Below are 17,354 nucleotides of genomic sequence, written 5' to 3'. Positions count from 1 at the left end.
CGTACCCTTTTGCAGCACCCTAGAGAGCATGAATGAATAAACTGGCGGAAAAAGTCCAACGGGCGTTGGTGATGGCCATCGATAACGATGACCTGGTTCTGCCCACGTTACCGGAAGTGGCCCTGAAAATTCGTCAGGCCGCCGAAGACCCCGAAGTCAGCATCAGTCATTTGAGCAAAGTCATCAGCCGCGATACCGCCCTGACGGCGCGGCTGATCAAGGTCGTCAACAGCCCACTGTTGCGCGCCACCCAGGAGGTCACCGACCTGCACACCGCCATCACGCGCCTGGGCACCAACTACAGCAGCAACCTGTCGATTGGTCTGGTGATGGAGCAAATCTTCCATGCCCGCTCAGAAGTCGTCGAACAGAAGATGCGTGACGTCTGGCGCCGCAGCCTGGAAGTGGCAGGCGTCTGCTACGCCTTGTGCCGCAACCACAGCCAGCTCAAGCCGGACCAGGCGGCACTCGGCGGGCTGGTGCACCAGATCGGTGTGCTGCCGATCCTGACCTACGCCGAAGATCACTATGAACTGCTCTCCGACCCGGTCAGCCTCAACCATGTGATTGACAGCATCCACCCGCTGCTGGGGGACAAGCTGCTGAGGGGCTGGGACTTCCCGGAAATGCTGGTAAATGTGCCCGCACACTACCAGGACCTCGAGCGCGATTCGGCCAGCCTGGACTACGTCGACCTGGTGCAAGTGGCGGTGCTGTACTGCCACAAGAATACCGATCACCCGCTGGCCAACGCTGCGCTGTCGAGCTTGCCGGCATTCAGGAAGCTGCGCATCGACCCGCTCAACGAAGCGGTGCGCACCGAGCTGGACGAAGCGCGCTCGATGTTCTATTGACCGGTTGTTGTGGCAAGCACGGCCCTACCCAGCGATAAAACTCACCCGCACCTTAAGCCCTTTCAGCTCGCCATCATGCAGGCTGATCTGGGCCAGGTGTGCGCGGCAGATCTCCCCGACAATCGCCAACCCCAGGCCCGAACCCGCGCCCTGCTGGTTACGTCGATAGAATCGCTCGAACACCCGGTCCCGTTCGTCCTGCGGAATCCCAGGGCCATCATCCTCCACTTCCAGCACTGCCGGCGCCGTCACCCGCAAGATCACATTGCCACCTGACGGCGTGTGGGCCAGGGCGTTATCCACCAGGTTGCTCAGCAGCTCGTTCAACAAGGTCGGCTCGCCCCGCAGCCACACCGGCTCATCCGCCTCCAACGCCAGCGCCACCCCACGGGCATGTGCCAGGGGTGCCATGGCCATACCCAACTCACGGGCCAATTGGCTGAGGTCGAGCAATTGCGCGCCGCCTTCTGCAATCGCCCGCGCCCCGTTTTCGATGCGTGCCAGGGACAGCAACTGATTGGCCAGGTGGGTCAAGCGATCCGTGCCTTGCGCCGCCGTTTCCAGGGTGCTGCGCCAGATCGCCGGCTCCTCGGCGCGCAGCCCCAGCTCCAGGCGGGCTTTGAGCGCGGCCAGCGGGGTGCGTAATTCGTGGGATGCGTCGGCAATAAACTGCGCCTGGCGCTCGAACTGTCCGCGCAGGCGTTCGGTGAAGTGGTTCAACGCCCGCACCAGCGGCCCGAGTTCGTGCTGCACTTCAACCAGCGGCAACGGCCGCAGATCATCCGGCTGGCGCTCCTCTACCGCCGTGCGCAAACGCTCCAGCGGGCGCAGCGCCGCACTCACGGTAAACCACACCAGCAGCAGGGCCCCGACGCCCAGCATGCCCAGGCGCAGCAGGGTATCGGCCATCAGGCTGCGGGCCATGCTGACCCGGGCTTCGTCGGTTTCTGCGACGCGGATTTCTGCCATGCCATTCATGTTCGGCTCCGACACCGCCTTGAGCAGGCTCACCACCCGCACATTCTGCCCCTGGTACTTGGCGTTATAGAACCGCGCCAGGGCCGGGTAATCGTCGGTGCGTGGCGTCCCGGGTGGCGGGCCTGGCAGGTGTTCGTAACCGGAAATCAGCTTCTGGTGAATATCATTGACCTGGTAGTAAATCCGCCCGGCACTGTCATAGGCGAAAGTGTCCAGCGCCACGTAGGGCACATCGGCACTCAGGGTGCCGTCACGCTGGGACAGCCCGGCGGCGATGGTCCGCGCCGAGGCCAGCAGGGTGCGGTCGTAGGCAGTGTCTGCGGCTTCGCGACCGTTCCAGTAGGCGCTCAGGCCGCTGGCCAGCATCAGCACCACCAACAGCAGTGCCAGGTTCCACAGCAGGCGCCAACGCAGGCTGCTGTGCTTACGCATCGCGGGCTTCCAGCAGGTAGCCAAGGCCACGGAAGGTGACGATGGCGACCGGCTGGCCATCGAGTTTCTTGCGCAAGCGATGCACATAGATTTCGATGGCGTCGGGGCTGGCCTCCTCATCCAGGCCAAACACCTGGGACGCCAATTGCTCCTTGCTCATGACCCGGCCGGGACGGGCGATCAGCGCCTCGAGCACCGCCTGCTCGCGAGAGGTCAGGGTCAGCAGGTCACCGCCGAGGGTGAAGCGCCGGGTTTCCACGTCATACACCAGCACGCCACAGGTCTGCTGCCGCTCGCCACCCAGCACGCTGCGGCGCAACAGCGCCTTGACCCTGGCCTCCAGCTCGGTCAGCTCAAAGGGCTTGGCCAGGTAGTCATCGGCGCCCAGGTTAAGGCCATGCACCCGATCCTTTACATCACTGCGGGCGGTGAGCATCAGCACCGGAAGATTTTTCCCACGGGCCCGCAGGCGTGCCAATACCTCGAAACCATCCATGCGCGGCAGGCCCACGTCGAGAATCACTGCCGCGTATTCCTCGCTGCTCAAGGCCAGGTCCGCAGCCACGCCATCGTGCAGCACATCCACCGTCAAGCCCGTGCTCTTGAGCGCCTGGGCGACACTTTCGGCGAGCTGCAAATGGTCTTCGACGAGCAGGACACGCATGGATTTGTACCTCGTTAAGGGGCAGCCGATGCCGCCCTCTGTTTACCGACTCGCGGCGCAGTTTACAGCCGCCGCCTGTGCTGTGAAGCCCGAAAACATTGAAAGACCGTTGAAAGGTTAGTGAAAGGTTCGCCCATTAGCATCCAGAAACGGACGGTTACACCTTCCGAGCTATTTCACCCATAGCGCCCGAAAAACGCCTCGAAGCGTTTTCGCCCTATAAGAACAATAAACGGAGTGCTCTACGATGCTGTCGACACAGCCCCAGGCTTGCCCGCCTGTTCGTTTTTCCCGCCTGACCCAGACCGCCCTCGCCAGTGCCGCTGCCCTTGCCGGTTTTTCGCCGCTTAGCCAGGCTGCCTTCTTCGAAGACAGTAGCGCGACCCTGGAAACCCGCAACATGTACTTCAACCGCGACTTTCGCGACGGTACCAGCGCCCAGCAATCCAAACGCGACGAATGGGCCCAGGGCTTCATGCTCAACCTGCAATCGGGCTACACCGACGGTACCGTCGGTTTTGGCGTGGATGCACTGGGCATGCTCGGGGTCAAGCTCGACTCCAGCCCGGACCGCACCGGCAGCGGCCTGCTGCCCACCCACGATGATGGGCGCGCCGCTGACGAGTACTCGAAACTGGGGCTGACCGGCAAAGTGAAAATCTCGGCTACCGAGCTGAAAATCGGCTCGCTGATTCCTGAGTTGCCAATCCTCAAGGCCAACGACGGACGCATCCTGCCGCAGACGTTCAACGGCGGCCTGCTGACCTCCAAGGAGTTCAAGCACCTGACGTTCACCGGCGGCCGCCTGGACAAGGCCAAGGACCGCGACGACAGCAACTACGAGGACATCGCCCTCAACAACAAGAACGGCCGCTTCGTCGGCGGGGCCACCGGCAAGCACTTCAACTTTGGTGGCGTGGACTACAAGTTTGCCGAGAAGGTCACCGGCAGCTATCACTTCGCCCAATTGGACGACGTGTACCGCCAGCACTTCCTCGGTGTGGTCGCCTCCACTCCGATGGGTCCCGGCACTTTTGGTACCGACCTGCGCCTGGCCATCAGTGATGACACCGGCAGCGCGCGCGGCGGCAGCATTGATAACAAATCCCTCAACGGCCTTTTCAGCTACGCCCTCAACGGCCATAAACTGAGCGCCGGCTACCAGCACATGTCCGGCGATAGCGCGTTCCCGTATGTGGATGGCAGCGACCCGTACCTGGTCAACTTTGTGCAGATCAACGACTTTGCCGGCGCCGAAGAACGCTCCTGGCAGGCTCGCTACGACTACGACTTCGCCAAGCTGGGGATCCCCGGCCTGAGCTTCATGAGCCGCTACCTGTCCGGTGACAATATCCAACTCAAGAACGGCGACACCGGCAAAGAGTGGGAACGCAACACCGAGATCAAATACGTGGTGCAAAGCGGCACCCTCAAGGATGTGGCCGTACGCCTGCGTAACGCCACTTACCGCTCCAACTATTCGGCACGGGACGCAGACGAAGTGCGCGTGCTGGTCAGTTACAGCGTCGCGCTGTGGTAACCCTGCAAGTCATATCCCCAATAACAACAATGACGGAGTTCCCCATGTCCTCATCCCTGCGTAAATTTGCCCTGGCCGCCGGCTGCATGCTGTTTGCCGGCCAGCTGCTGGCTGCCGAAGAACCCAAGCGCCCGGAATGCATCGCACCGGCCTCCCCCGGCGGTGGTTTTGACCTGACCTGCAAGCTGGTGCAAAGCGCACTGATCAACGAAAAACTGCTGAGCAAACCGATGCGCGTGACCTACATGCCCGGCGGCGTGGGTGCGGTGGCCTACAACGCCGTGGTGGCACAGCGCCCTGCCGATGCCGGCACGCTGGTGGCCTGGTCCAGCGGTTCGCTGTTGAACCTGGCCCAAGGCAAATTTGGTCGATTTGATGAAAGCGCAGTGAAATGGCTGGCCGCCGTGGGCACCAGCTATGGTGCGATTGCGGTGAAAGCCGATTCGCCCTACAAGAGCCTCGACGATCTGGTACAGGCCCTGAAGAAAGATCCGAGCAAAGTGGTGATTGGTTCCGGCGGCACCGTCGGCAGCCAGGACTGGATGCAGACCGCACTGATCGCCAAGGCTGCCGGGATCAACCCGCGTGACCTGCGTTACGTGGCCCTCGAAGGCGGCGGTGAAATCGCCACTGCCCTGCTCGGTGGTCACATCCAGGTAGGCAGTACCGATATCTCCGACTCCATGCCACACATCCTCAGCGGCGATATGCGCCTGCTGGCAGTGTTCTCCGAAGAGCGCCTGGACGAGCCGGAAATGAAGAATATTCCGACCGCCAAAGAGCAAGGCTACGACATCGTCTGGCCAGTGGTACGGGGCTTCTACCTCGGGCCAAAAGTCAGCGATGAAGACTACGCCTGGTGGAAGGCTGCGTTCGACAAGCTGCTGGCCTCCGAAGAGTTCGCCAAGCTGCGTGACCAGCGCGAGCTGTTCCCGTTCGCCCTGACCGGCCCGGAACTGGACACCTACGTGAAGAAACAGGTGGCTGACTACAAAGTGCTGGCCAAAGAGTTCGGCCTGATCCAGTAATCGCCCCTCTGTCGCGCGGCCATGCCCTTTTGAACCGGGGGCGTGGCCCAGGAGTTCTACATGCTCTTACAACGCATATTCGCCGCAGTGCTGTTACTGGTGTGTATCGGCCTGGCGCTGATGGCCTGGCCCTATCAGGCGGCCTTTTCCTACGAGCCAGTAGGACCTCGGGCCTTCCCACTGCTGTTGCTCGGGCTGATGGGCCTGGCTCTGACCTACATGCTGATTCGTCCGCAACCGACCAAACACACTGACGATGAACCGCCGCTGGACCGCCCGACCCTGATTAAGATCGGGATCTGCGTGAGCTTGCTGCTGGTGTTTGCCGGCACTTTCGAATCTCTGGGTTTCATTCTCAGCAGCATGCTGATTGGTATTCCGATGGCACGGCTGTATGGAGGGCGCTGGTTGCCCGGCGTGGTGATCATCACCTTGATGAGCGTCGGTCTTTATCTGCTCTTCGATAAAGCCATGGACGTACCGCTGCCCCTCGGTCTGCTCGACGTTCTGGAGAACTGATATGGATACTTTTGGCTATTTGGGCCAGGGTTTCGGCGTCGCGCTGAGCCCCTATAACCTGGTGACCGCACTGTGCGGCACCCTGATCGGCACCGTCGTCGGCCTGTTGCCGGGCCTGGGCCCGATCAACGGCGTGGCGTTGTTGATCCCCATCGCATTTGCCTTGGGCCTGCCGCCCGAGTCGGCACTGATCCTGTTGGCAGCCGTGTACCTGGGCTGCGAATACGGCGGCCGGATCAGCTCGATCCTGCTGAACATCCCGGGCGAAGCCTCCACCGTGATGACCACCCTCGACGGCTACCCAATGGCCCGCAAAGGCATGGCCGGGGTGGCGCTGTCGCTCTCAGCATGGAGCTCGTTCATCGGTGCGTTTATCGCCACCTGCGGCATGGTGCTGTTCGCCCCGCTGCTGGCCAAATGGGCAATTGCCTTCGGACCTGCGGAATATTTCGTACTGATGGTGTTTGCGATTGTCTGCCTGGGCGGCATGGCCGGTGACAAGCCGCTGAAGACCTTTGTCTCGGCGTTGATCGGCCTGTTCCTTGCCTGCGTCGGCATCGATGCCAATAGCGGTGTCTACCGATTTACCGGGGACAACATCCATCTGACCGATGGTATCCAGTTCGTGGTCCTGGTCCTGGGTCTGTTCTCCATCAGTGAGATCCTCCTGCTCCTGGAAAAAACCCACCGTGGCCAGGAGGCAGTGAAGGCCACCGGGCGCATGATGTTCAACGTCAAGGAAGCCTTGTCGGTGTTGACCGTGAACCTGCGCTGCGGTGTATCGGGCTTCATCATCGGCGTATTGCCAGGTGCTGGCGCGACCATGGCCTCGGCCGTGGCCTACATGACCGAAAAACGTATCGCGGGCGCCAGCGGCAAGTTCGGCCAAGGCGACATGCGCGGCCTGGCCGCCCCGGAAACCGCCATCGGCGCGTCAGTCTGCGGTGCCATGGTGCCAATGCTGACCCTCGGCGTTCCGGGCTCGGGCACCACGGCGGTGATGATCGGCGCCCTGTCGCTGTACAACATCACACCTGGCCCGCTGCTGTTCCAACAGCAACCGGACATTGTCTGGGGCCTGATCGCTTCGTTGTTTATCGCCAACATCATGCTGGTGGTCCTCAACATCCCGATGATTCGCATCTTCACCCGCATCCTTGCCGTGCCGAACTGGGCACTGGTGCCGGTGATCGCGATCATCACCGCGATTGGCGTCTATGCCGTACACGCCACCACCTTCGATCTGTTCCTGATGATCGCCATCGGCATCTTCGGCTACATCCTGCGCAAGCTGGACTTCCCACTGTCGCCGCTGCTGCTGGGCTTTATCCTCGGCGGCCTGATGGAGCAGAACCTGCGGCGTGCGTTGTCGATTTCCAATGGCACGCTGGAAATTCTGTGGTCGAGCCCGATCACTTTGGGCGTCTGGGTACTGACCGCCATCATGCTGCTCGTGCCATTGCTGCGTATCTGGCGCAAGCGCGCGTTGCAGCGTCGTGCCGTAGCCGATGTCTGAGGTCACCCTTAGACAATGGTGGGGAACACCGCTGGTCGGCCTGGCCGGCGGTTACCTGGCCAGCCTGGTCGGCTGGCCTTTGCCGTATATGGTCGGCTCGTTGCTGGCGATCATCCTGGTGCGCTGCCTGACGCCCTGGCAGTTGGGCGAGATTCCCGGCGGGCGCAAATGCGGGCAGTGGGTGGTGGGCATTGGTATCGGCCTGCACTTCACCCCGGTGGTGATCGAACAGGTGATGAGCCACTTTGGCCTGATCTTCTTCGGCGCGCTGGTCACCAGCCTGTCGAGCATTGTCGGCGTGTGGTTGATGCGCCGCAGCGGTGAAGATCGCGCCACAGCGTTTTTCTCAAGCATGCCGGGCGGTTCCGGGGAGATGGTCAACCTGGGCGCACGCAATGGCGCGGTGCTCAGTCGCGTGGCGGCTGGCCAGAGTCTACGGGTGTTGCTGGTGGTGCTGTGTGTGCCGGCAATCTTCAAGTATTTACTGGGCGGCGGCGCACCACAGTTTCACCCGGCGCCTGTGGATTGGGCCTGGCTGGCCCTGCTGTTTCCGATCGGAGCGCTGGTGGCCTGGGGCTGGCAACGCTTGCGCCAACCCAACCCCTGGTTGTTCGGGCCGTTACTGGTCAGTGCCGTCGCCAGTATCACCTGGGATTTGCACATCGGCCTGCCAGAGGGTGGCAGCCAGATCGGCCAATGGTTGATCGGCAGTGGCCTGGGTTGCCACTTCAACCGGCAGTTCTTCCGACGGGCACCGTCGTTCATGGGCCGCACGGTGGTTGGCACACTGCTGAGCATGCTGATTGCGACCTTTGCGGCGGTGGGTTTGAGTGCATTGACGCAGTTGGATCTGCGCTCGCTGACGCTGGGGATGATGCCCGGCGGGATTGCCGAGATGAGTTTGACGGCTGAGACCCTGCAACTGTCGGTGCCGTTGGTAACGGCGATGCAGGTGATGCGGCTGTTGTTTGTGCTGTTCCTGGCGGAGCCGTTATTCCGCCATTGGAACCGCCAGCCGGACACCATTTAAATATAGGCGCTGGCTTGCCTGCGATTGGGGTGTGTCTGCCAACAGAGATATCGGCAGACTGTCAGTCATCGCAGGCAGCTTCTACCTTGTGCTGACCTTCAGAGCGGCGGCAACCGCCACTCGATCGGCGTCTCGCCATTCTGCTCAAGAAACTTATTCGTCCGGCTGAAATGCCCGCAGCCCAAAAACCCGCGATACGCCGACAACGGCGACGGATGCACCGAGGTCAGCACCAGATGCTTGGTCGCGTCGATCAGCTTTTGCTTGCCCTGGGCATGGGCGCCCCACAGCAGGAACACCAGGTGCGGCTGATGCTCGCTGACAATCTCGATCACCCGGTCGGTGAAGAACTGCCAGCCCTTGCCCGCATGGGCGTTGGCATTGGCGCGCTCCACGGTCATGGTGGTATTGAGCATCAACACACCCTGGTCGGCCCAGCTTTGCAGGCAGCCGTGGCTGGGGATCTCGATATTGAGGTCGCGCTTGAGCTCTTTATAGATATTGACCAGGGACGGCGGCGCCGGCACGCCCGGTTGCACCGAGAAGCACAGGCCGTGGGCCTGGCCCGGGCCGTGATACGGGTCCTGGCCGAGGATCACCACCTTGACCTTGTCCAGCGGCGTGGAGTTGAGCGCGTTGAAGATCAGCGGGCCCGGCGGGTAGATTTCCTTGCCCGCCGCATGCTCCTGGCGCAGGAACTCGCGCAATTGGCTCATGTACGGCTGCTCGAATTCCTCACGCAGGGCGTGTTTCCAGCTCGGTTCAAGTTTGATACGGTCGTCGACAGTCATCAGAAAAGCATCATGTAAAAAGAATGGGCGAACCCTAGGAAAGCCCACCCCACTTGTCAATTGATCTGACGCGCAACCGGCACTTTCCCACGAAGGGATCATACTCAACGTTCAATTTACCGATTGAGGTCATGATGAATCTGCACTTCGAAGAGCTCACTGGCACAGACGGCGCCCGTATCGGCATCGCCAGCCTGGACGCAGAAAAGTCCCTCAATGCCCTCTCCCTGCCGATGATCCTGGCCCTGGGCGAGCGCCTGGCGAGTTGGGCCAAAGACCCGCAAATCGTCTGCGTGCTGCTGCGCGGCAACGGCGCCAAGGCGTTTTGCGCCGGCGGTGAAGTGCGCAGCCTGGCCCAGGCCTGCCGCGAGCACCCGGGCGAAGTACCCGCCCTGGCCGCGCAGTTTTTTGCTGCCGAATATCGTCTGGACTACCACCTGCACACCTACCCCAAGCCCCTGATTTGCTGGGGCCATGGCTATGTTCTGGGCGGTGGCATGGGCTTGCTGCAAAGCGCCGCCATCCGCATCGTCACCCCGAGCAGCCGGCTGGCCATGCCGGAAATCAGCATCGGCCTGTACCCGGACGTCGGCGCCAGTTGGTTCCTCTCGCGCCTGCCCGGCAAGCTCGGCCTGTTCCTGGGCCTCACCGGCGCCCATATGAACGGGCGCGACGCCCTGGACCTAGGCCTGGCCGACCGCTTCCTGCTGGATGAGCAACAGGACGAAATGCTTGAGGGCCTGTTACAGCTGAACTGGCAGGAACAGACGGCGATGCAGCTCAACAGCCTGTTCAAGGCCCTGGCCCAGGAGGCCGCCAGCCAGCAGCCCGAACCACAGTGGCTGCCGCGCCGCCAGCAGATCGACGCATGGTTGGATGTGGGTGATGTGCACTGCGCCTGGCGCGCCTTGAGCCAACTGCGCGAGCATGCCGACCCGCTGTTCAGCCGGGCCGGCAAGACCTTGAGCGAGGGCTGCCCGCTGACCGCACACCTGGTCTGGGAGCAGATCCGACGGGCGCGGCACCTTTCTCTGTCGCAGGTGTTCCAGATGGAATACACCTTGAGCCTCAACTGCTGTCGGCATCCGGAGTTCAGCGAAGGGGTACGCGCTCGCCTGATCGACAAGGATCAGCAGCCACACTGGCACTGGCCAGATATCAAGCGCATTCCCGAGGCGGTGGTCGAGGCGCACTTTCACAAGGCCTGGGAGGGACGTCACCCACTGGCAGACCTGTCTGATTTATGACAGACGCAAGTCAAGCGACGGGCTATTATTTTGGGCGATCGAGGGTGAACGAACAGTTGTCGGGCTGGCTGTCCGTGCACACAAAAATTTCCTGGTCAAACGGCCCGCGGGCCGGCATCCAATGGGTGGAGTCGGTCAGCGACATGCCGGACAGGGGCTCGGGCGCCTGGAACCTGAGGTTGACCCACTGGTTGTTGGCCGCCTTGTAGCTGCAATACTCCAAGTAGCCTTGTTTGCGCTCCTGGTCATTGGCCGGAATAAAAACCGCCCCGACAAATCTTTCCAAAAAACTGTCGGCCCCGCCTGCAGGGCTCCTCCAGTGGCCATTGTCACTTTGGAAATGGCCCGCCTTGCGCTTGATCGACGAGGGATAGGGGCAGCTGAATTCTGCGCTGGCGTGAGCGAAGGAAAAAAAACCGAGTAAAAAAAGAATAAGTGCCCGGCTGATCATGTGTCATTCCGTTGAGCTACTGAGGTCTTGCCACCCAGTAAAGTCCTAGAAGAGCACTTAAGATAGCTGTTAAATATGACAGCCCAGACAGATGGTCGCCCACAAAAAAACGGCGCATTTCGCGCCGTTTCAAAGAAAAGTCTGACTACCGATGCCCGCCACGTCCCCGGCCATGATCACCGCCACGTCCATCGCCGCGACCATGGCCGTTGTAGCCCCGATGATCCCCCCATCCCTGACTGGGATAGGGACGGTAGCCCGCCCTTGGCCCGGCCTGATAGTAACGGGGCGCCGGCTGGTAATAACGCGGCGCCGGGTAATAGCGTGGTGGCGGTGCGTAATAGCCGCGCCGGTACTGGTATGACGGACCGCCGCCGTAGTAATAGACCGGCGCGGGTGCGGTATAGACTTCGGATCGATAGTAGCTGGAGCCTCCATCGTAATAGGGCACGCAAGCAGAAAGGGTCAAACCGAGCACAGCTGTGATGAGCAATCGACGATACATGGCGGCCTCCTGGACCGCGGAAGAGCACACACCAGCGACGCTGGGGGGCGACAGACAGCTTTCACTGAATGACAAGAGATCAGACCGCAAAAAGCAAATCTGGTGCGACTTGGACATAGATTGATACATCTATGGCGCAATAAACCGCCCAGGTCTGTATCGTGCCAAATACACCGGTTTCGCCGGAACCTCGACGCCATGACACCTGAACCGACCGATGAACACTCCCACACTTTGCCCGGCCTGCGGCGCTCGCAATGATTGCACCCTGGCCGACCCGCGCACCGCTGACCGTGCCTGCTGGTGCTACAGCGTCACCATCGACCCCAAGGTGCTCGAAGCCCTGCCGATGGAGCTGCGCAACAAGGCCTGCCTGTGCCCGCGCTGTGCCCAGGTCGACGCACAACTGCGCGCAGCCGAGCCCCGGTAATGCGTATCGACCGATTCCTCAGTAACCTGCCCCGCTTCAATCGCCAGCAAGTGCGCTTACTGCTGGCGGAGCGACGGATTCAAGTCGATGGGCTGCCGGTTGCCGACCCCCACCATGAAGTGCGCGAGTTCAGCCGCGTGGAATGTGATGGCGAGATCCTGCAGGTGGGGAAACCCGCGCGCTACTTCATGCTGCACAAGCCGCCAGGCTGCGTCAGTGCCACCGTCGACCCACAACACCCCACCGTCCTCGACCTGCTGGATGAGCCGGACAAGGGCGACCTGCATATCGCCGGCCGCCTGGACTTCAACACCACCGGCCTGCTGCTGATCACCAATGATGGCCAGTGGTCCCGGCGCCTGACCCAGCCCAGGACCAAGCTGCCCAAGGTCTACTACGTGGAGACCGAACAGGCGATTGGCCCGCAGTACGCCGCAACGTTCAGTGCCGGCCTGTACTTCGCCTTCGAAGACCTGACCACCCAACCGGCCGACCTGCAAGTGCTGAGCCCCAAAAGCGCGCGCCTGAGCATCATTGAAGGGCGTTATCACCAGGTCAAGCGCATGTTCGGGCACTTCGACAACAAGGTGACGCGCCTGCATCGCGAACGCATGGGCCCGCTGGTGCTGGATGAACAACTCGCCCCCGGCCAATATCGGCCGCTGACAGAAGCTGAAATCCGCCAGATATGACCGTTCAGCCGGTGATCGGCAAAAGCCCAGGGTCAAACGTGCGACCTGGCCCGCCTCCTGCTTAAATCAAACCGCCAGCCGCAATCTGACTGGCGAGTCACCCGACCTCCAAGAAACACATTGCCGGCCCGTACCGCTTGACGTAGGGGCCCAGGCAAGTTGCCCGTCATAACAACACCCGTCGGCCAGCCTCATCGGACCGACATGGGCCTCCCTTCCAGGCGTATGCCTACCTGTCACAAAGCTCGTGCAGAGTGATCTGCGCGCATCACCCGCTTGCCAGGAGTCTTACGACATGAGGCCAGAAATCGCTGTGCTGGATATACAGGGTCAGTATCGGGTTTACACGGAGTTCTATCGCGCGGAGGCTGCTCAAAAGACCATCATCCTGGTCAACGGCTCCATGGCCACCACCGCGTCGTTCGCCCAGACCGTGAAAAGCCTGCATCCGCAATTCAATGTGGTTTTGTATGATCAGCCCTACGCCGGTCGTTCCAAAGCCCACAACCGCCATGAGCAAATGCTGACGAAGGACATTGAGGGCCAGATCCTTCTGGAACTCATCGAACACTTCGCCGCCGAGCATGTGCTGTCGTTTTCCTGGGGCGGTGTCGCCACGCTCGTCGCCCTGTCCCAGCGTCCCCGGCGCGTGGAGAAAGCCGTGATCAGCTCCTTCTCCCCAGTGATCAACGCACCGATGCGCGACTACCTGGAACGTGGCGTCGACTACCTCGGCACCCTCGACCGCCACAGCGTCGGCAACCTGGTCAACAGCACCATCGGCAAACACCTGCCGCCACTGTTCAAGCGCTTCAACTATCGACACGTCAGCACCCTGGCCGAGCACGAGTACGGGCAGATGCACTACCACATCAGCCAGGTGCTCAATAGCGACCGCCAGTGCTACCTCAAGGCCGCACGGCAGATCGACATTCCGGTTCTGTTCTTGAATGGCGAGTGGGACGAATACACCAGTGCCGAGGATGCCCGGCTGTTTGGGCAACATGTAGCGAACAGCAGCTTCGGCACCATCCAGGCCACCGGGCACTTTCTGGACATGGAGCACAAGGCCGCGTGCAATGACAGTCGGCAGGCATTGATGGGCTTTTTGAAACCGGAACAGTCGGTGAGTCGACTGCGGCATCACCAGGGCCAGGCCCTGCATGCGTTTGCGATTTGAAAGCAAGGCCCTGGGCAGGGACGGTGCAGCGTTTCTGCCTGGGGTGGGCTCAAAGCATCCGCTGACGCTCGCAACTTGCACATTTTTCAAAGAAAAACTTCAAATCGCCGCGCACTTCTGGTACAAAGTCAGCCGCTCTGAGCGGGTATAGTTTAGTGGCAAAACGAAAGCTTCCCAAGCTTTAGTTGAGGGTTCGATTCCCTCTACCCGCTCCACTCAGATTGTCCTCCCCCATCAGCTTGACCTTGATGGAGGATGAATAAAAAACCGGCTCCTGAAGCCGGTTTTTTTGTGCCTGGGATTTATCAGTAAAACCCCGCAATACCTTCATCCAGCAGCCTCGCCCCGCCCCCATAAACTTCTTGCACCGCCTGCCCTCTTTTGTTGGTGGGTAGAGTGTTGATAATTTTTATTTAGTAGTTATAGTCACCACCAACACACCACAAGGAGGTGATGTGGATAGCCGATATTTGATAGGCCATATCGTGGCTGATGGCTGGTACCTGGTGCGCGTCAGGGGCAGCCATCATCATTTTAAACACCCTGCCAAGCCTGGGCTGGTGACCATTCCCCACCCCAAGAAGCATCTGTTGGACAAGACCGCCAAGAGCATCTTGAAACAAGCTCTGCTCGCTTGAAGCGTACCTGGAGGACAAGAACATGCTGTATCCGATTGCAATTTCAACCGGCGACGATCACCACGCCTGGGGCGTAGAAGTCCCTGACATCCCTGGCTGCTTCTCTGCCGGTGATGACCTGGACGACGCCATGGCCATGGCACGGGAAGCCATAGAAGGCCATTTTGAGCTGCTGGCCGAAGAGGGCGCGCCCATTCCCAGCGCACAAAAGGTCACGCTGCACGCAGCCAACCCCCTGTACGCCGGCTGTACCTGGGCGGTGGTGGATATTGATGTAACCAAGTACCTGGGCAAGGCGCAAAAACTCAACATCACGCTGCCTGGCTACTTGCTCAACCGCATTGATGAGTACGTGCTGCACCACCCGGAAGAAAAAAGTCGTTCGGGGTTCCTGGCATCGGCAGCGCTGAAGGTGCTGCAACAGGAGCGATAACATCGCCGAATTTGAGCGCAAGAAACGTAGTTCAGCCACCCGCGACGAGCGCTAAAGTGCAGGCGATAAACGATCCACTCAACAAGGAGCCCGCTCATGCCGTGTGAATACAAACTCATGCCCTCCCCCGTCGGCCAACTGACCCTGGTTGCCCGCAACGGCAAGCTCGCCGCCATCTTGTGGGAGGCCGAGCGCGCCAACCGTGTGCGCCTGGGCGAGCTGGTGGAAGTCAACCACAGCGCGGTGCTGCTGGAGGCCGAGCGGCAGTTGAACGAGTATTTTGCCGGCACCCGCGAGTGCTTCGAGCTGGAACTGGACTTTGACGGCACCGAGTTCCAGAAAAAAGTCTGGGGTGCGCTGCTGACTATTCCCTTCGGTGAAACCCGCAGCTACAGCCAGATCGCCCAACAGATCGGCAACCCCAAGGCTGTGCGCGCGGTGGGGGCGGCAAACGGGCGCAATCCTATTTCGATCGTCGCGCCCTGCCATCGGGTGATTGGTGCTGCGGGCGGCCTCACCGGATTTGCCGGCGGGCTTGAAGCCAAGCAGTACTTGCTGACCCTAGAGGATAGCGAGGCCACAAGGTCGTTGTTCTGACAACCACCTAACGCTAGGGCTGATCAGCCTTGGAATCCTTCATTTGCACCGAGGATTTGCTGCCGTCGGTGTTGTCCTGGGTTTCATTGTCAGAGCTGTCGAAACAGCCTTGCAACAGCACCAGGCAGCAGGCCAGGCAGAGAGTACGAGAGAGGCTCATGATCGCGCTTCCATTCAACGGGGTGATGAAACAGTGACCAGCCTGCACAAGCAGGGTTCGATGCCTGCACCCCGCACCTGCCCAACGGTTGCACGGCCCGACCGAATTCATGTAGGTCAACAATTGTAAAAAGAAATTTCAGCGTGCCGCCACGGTCAGTACTTTGGAGCATCGCCATGAAGCCTCGATGGCCTGGACTTCAAAGCCCTGGAAAAACTGCGCAGCGAATACCGTACCTTGGGCGAGCGCCATACCGTCAACCTCGGCGGCGACGGCACGGCGGCGGACCCAGGCAAGACCGACCTGAACCAGGCGTAAAAAAACGGCGGTTGGATCAGCTCCAACCGCCGTTTCCTGGTAAAGCCCGCGATCAACCGTCGCTGTTGCGGCTCTTGCTGTAGGACGAAGCCAGCGCCCGGGCTTTTTCCAGGCGGGTTTCCAGCTTGGGCAGGGTTTCGTCGACCAATGCCTTTATCTCAGGGATATCCGAAGCAGCACCTTCCTGCTTGAACAACGCGATTGCATCTTCGTTGGCCTTGACCTGCTGAGCCGTGTAGGCGGCGTCAAAGGAGTCGCCATCGGTCAGCTCAGGCATCAAGGTTTCAGCCTTGTCGACGATCTGGTCGCGAGGCGCCACCGGCAAGTCGAGTTTTTTCGCAATGGCCGCCAAATGTTGATTGGCCAGGGTGCGTTCGTTGATGACCTCGATGGTGTAGTCCTTGATTTCCTGAGACGAGGTCTTGGCGTGGGCCATGCGGCTGGTTTCGATATCGGCCATGCCCTTGGCCGAGGCTTGCTCGATAAATTCGGCGGGGCCTTGGGCAAAAGCATTGCTGGCGCCGAGGCCCAGCAGCATCGCGAAAGTGGCGGTGCGTAACCGGATAGCCATGCGGCTCATGATGGGTTCCTCCAGGTAATAAATACATGCCGGGGAACGAGCCCCGCCCTGAATCTGAATTTTCAGGGCGGCAAAGGTTTAGAAAAAACTTGCTGGTGCGACGAACGGTCGTCGGTACTCAGGACGTTTTACTGCCCAGCAAGCCCGGCAACGCATGGGCCAGGGCATTGATCGCGAAGCCGATAAACATCACCCCGCACAGCTTGGTGATCAACACTTCATGACGCTGATACACCGTACGCACCTGCCGCGCACCCACGACGCCGATGAGGATCCCGTAAGCCAGCAGGCCGCCTACAAAGCTCAGGACAATCAACCACGGCAGCATGCTCCAGGTCAGCAGCTCGGCCCGGCTCGACAGGAGTGCGGTGAACGTGGCCACGGCCACCGGATACGCCTTGGGGTTGGTCAGGCCAAACAGAATGCCGTGCCAGAACGGTTGGCGCGCCGCCCCCTGAGGCGCGTCCCCGCTGCGGTTGCGGGTGCGAATAGCACGGATGCCGAGCCAGAACAGGTAAAGGGCACTGAGCACACCCAGCACATCAAACGCGCTGCTACCGATCTCCCGGGCGCCAACAATCGCCACCAACGCGGTGCTGCACCACACCACATCGCCCAGCAGGTGCCCACACAGAAAACCCGCGCCGGCCCGACGGCCGCGTGCCGCACCAATGCCAAATACCGCCAGCACCCCGGGGCCCGGCGTGATGCCATAGATAAAGCCCGAGGCGATGACGGCAAACAGCAATGATGAAGTCATGGGTAACACGC

General features: G+C 60.9%; 21 protein-coding genes and 1 tRNA gene. 14 read left to right on the top strand and 8 right to left on the bottom strand.

Features of this window, described 5'->3' with window-relative positions; translation table 11 throughout:
• Positions 1-32 precede the first annotated feature (32 nt).
• Entirely contained in the window at positions 33-854 is an 822-nt protein-coding gene (locus HBO24_RS15715; protein ID WP_170059967.1) for an HDOD domain-containing protein, read from the top strand.
• 24 nt (positions 855-878) lie between these two features.
• Here the strand turns inward: HBO24_RS15715 and HBO24_RS15710 are convergent, their stop codons facing one another.
• Complete coding sequence (locus tag HBO24_RS15710; RefSeq protein ID WP_057439741.1) at positions 879-2,264, bottom strand: sensor histidine kinase; 1,386 nt, start codon at positions 2,262-2,264, stop codon at positions 879-881.
• Positions 2,257-2,928 carry a response regulator gene (locus HBO24_RS15705; RefSeq protein WP_057958781.1) on the bottom strand — a complete coding sequence of 224 codons (672 nt, stop codon included), beginning with the start codon at positions 2,926-2,928 and terminating at the stop codon, positions 2,257-2,259. Before HBO24_RS15705 ends, HBO24_RS15710 begins: the two co-directional genes overlap by 8 nt.
• Positions 2,929-3,175: 247 nt before the next feature.
• On the opposite strand from HBO24_RS15705, the gene HBO24_RS15700 reads away from it, so the two are divergent.
• The 5 genes from HBO24_RS15700 to HBO24_RS15680 are packed head-to-tail and all read left to right on the top strand — an operon-like array spanning position 3,176 to position 8,561.
• Entirely contained in the window at positions 3,176-4,468 is a 1,293-nt protein-coding gene (locus tag HBO24_RS15700; protein ID WP_115127584.1) for an OprD family porin, read from the top strand.
• Positions 4,469-4,512: 44 nt separating this feature from the next.
• Positions 4,513-5,496, top strand: coding sequence for a tripartite tricarboxylate transporter substrate binding protein (locus HBO24_RS15695; protein WP_057439744.1), 984 nt, complete (start codon positions 4,513-4,515; stop codon positions 5,494-5,496).
• Between the two features lie 60 nt (positions 5,497-5,556).
• Positions 5,557-6,015: a tripartite tricarboxylate transporter TctB family protein gene (locus tag HBO24_RS15690; protein WP_115127583.1), complete on the top strand. Its 459-nt coding sequence runs from the start codon at positions 5,557-5,559 to the stop codon at positions 6,013-6,015.
• A 1-nt stretch (position 6,016) separates the two neighbouring features.
• Entirely contained in the window at positions 6,017-7,531 is a 1,515-nt protein-coding gene (locus tag HBO24_RS15685; RefSeq protein WP_057439746.1) for a tripartite tricarboxylate transporter permease, read from the top strand.
• Positions 7,524-8,561 carry an AbrB family transcriptional regulator gene (locus tag HBO24_RS15680; protein WP_057958777.1) on the top strand — a complete coding sequence of 346 codons (1,038 nt, stop codon included), beginning with the start codon at positions 7,524-7,526 and terminating at the stop codon, positions 8,559-8,561. Before HBO24_RS15685 ends, HBO24_RS15680 begins: the two co-directional genes overlap by 8 nt.
• A gap of 98 nt (positions 8,562-8,659) precedes the next feature.
• Here HBO24_RS15680 and ung read toward each other — a convergent pair whose 3' ends face one another.
• Positions 8,660-9,355, bottom strand: coding sequence for a uracil-DNA glycosylase (gene ung / locus HBO24_RS15675; RefSeq protein ID WP_170059970.1), 696 nt, complete (start codon positions 9,353-9,355; stop codon positions 8,660-8,662).
• A gap of 131 nt (positions 9,356-9,486) precedes the next feature.
• Between ung and HBO24_RS15670 the strand changes: the two genes are divergently transcribed.
• Positions 9,487-10,599, top strand: coding sequence for an enoyl-CoA hydratase/isomerase family protein (locus HBO24_RS15670; RefSeq protein ID WP_057439749.1), 1,113 nt, complete (start codon positions 9,487-9,489; stop codon positions 10,597-10,599).
• A 25-nt stretch (positions 10,600-10,624) separates the two neighbouring features.
• On the opposite strand, the gene HBO24_RS15665 is transcribed toward HBO24_RS15670, so the two are convergent.
• Complete coding sequence (locus tag HBO24_RS15665; protein ID WP_170059966.1) at positions 10,625-11,050, bottom strand: DUF3757 domain-containing protein; 426 nt, start codon at positions 11,048-11,050, stop codon at positions 10,625-10,627.
• Positions 11,051-11,195: 145 nt separating this feature from the next.
• Positions 11,196-11,555: a hypothetical protein gene (locus tag HBO24_RS29600; RefSeq protein WP_128593595.1), complete on the bottom strand. Its 360-nt coding sequence runs from the start codon at positions 11,553-11,555 to the stop codon at positions 11,196-11,198.
• 217 nt (positions 11,556-11,772) lie between these two features.
• Between HBO24_RS29600 and HBO24_RS15660 the strand changes: the two genes are divergently transcribed.
• From HBO24_RS15660 to HBO24_RS15630, 7 genes are all read left to right on the top strand, one after another.
• Positions 11,773-11,985, top strand: a complete 213-nt coding sequence (locus HBO24_RS15660) for a cysteine-rich CWC family protein (protein ID WP_057439751.1) — start codon at positions 11,773-11,775, stop codon at positions 11,983-11,985.
• Positions 11,985-12,677: a pseudouridine synthase gene (locus tag HBO24_RS15655; RefSeq protein ID WP_120732098.1), complete on the top strand. Its 693-nt coding sequence runs from the start codon at positions 11,985-11,987 to the stop codon at positions 12,675-12,677. The genes HBO24_RS15660 and HBO24_RS15655 overlap by 1 nt, the downstream gene beginning before the upstream one ends.
• 295 nt (positions 12,678-12,972) lie before the next feature.
• Positions 12,973-13,857, top strand: coding sequence for an alpha/beta hydrolase (locus HBO24_RS15650; protein WP_120732097.1), 885 nt, complete (start codon positions 12,973-12,975; stop codon positions 13,855-13,857).
• A 141-nt stretch (positions 13,858-13,998) separates the two neighbouring features.
• Positions 13,999-14,072, top strand: a tRNA-Gly gene (locus HBO24_RS15645).
• 240 nt (positions 14,073-14,312) lie between these two features.
• Positions 14,313-14,495, top strand: coding sequence for a type II toxin-antitoxin system HicA family toxin (locus HBO24_RS15640; protein ID WP_115127579.1), 183 nt, complete (start codon positions 14,313-14,315; stop codon positions 14,493-14,495).
• Positions 14,496-14,517: 22 nt separating this feature from the next.
• On the top strand, positions 14,518-14,928 hold the full coding sequence (locus HBO24_RS15635) for a type II toxin-antitoxin system HicB family antitoxin (RefSeq protein WP_120732022.1): 411 nt from the start codon (positions 14,518-14,520) through the stop codon (positions 14,926-14,928).
• Positions 14,929-15,024: 96 nt separating this feature from the next.
• Positions 15,025-15,525 (top strand): methylated-DNA--[protein]-cysteine S-methyltransferase, encoded by a 501-nt coding sequence (locus HBO24_RS15630; RefSeq protein ID WP_169960414.1) that lies wholly within the window; start codon positions 15,025-15,027, stop codon positions 15,523-15,525.
• Positions 15,526-15,538: 13 nt separating this feature from the next.
• On the opposite strand, the gene HBO24_RS15625 is transcribed toward HBO24_RS15630, so the two are convergent.
• The 3 genes from HBO24_RS15625 to HBO24_RS15615 all read right to left on the bottom strand — a co-directional run bounded on the left by HBO24_RS15625 (position 15,539) and on the right by HBO24_RS15615 (position 17,343).
• Positions 15,539-15,685, bottom strand: a complete 147-nt coding sequence (locus HBO24_RS15625; protein WP_162947704.1) for a hypothetical protein — start codon at positions 15,683-15,685, stop codon at positions 15,539-15,541.
• 370 nt (positions 15,686-16,055) lie between these two features.
• Positions 16,056-16,583, bottom strand: a complete 528-nt coding sequence (locus tag HBO24_RS15620) for a DUF4142 domain-containing protein (protein ID WP_057439756.1) — start codon at positions 16,581-16,583, stop codon at positions 16,056-16,058.
• Positions 16,584-16,701: 118 nt separating this feature from the next.
• Positions 16,702-17,343, bottom strand: coding sequence for a LysE family translocator (locus tag HBO24_RS15615; protein ID WP_128593594.1), 642 nt, complete (start codon positions 17,341-17,343; stop codon positions 16,702-16,704).
• Positions 17,344-17,354 lie beyond the last annotated feature (11 nt).

It is taken from the genome of Pseudomonas sp. WS 5410, from assembly GCF_012985645.1.
Lineage (GTDB): Bacteria > Pseudomonadota > Gammaproteobacteria > Pseudomonadales > Pseudomonadaceae > Aquipseudomonas > Aquipseudomonas shahriarae.
The sequence above is the reverse complement of the archived record's forward strand: the minus strand, read 5'-3'. Positions and strand labels throughout refer to the sequence as shown.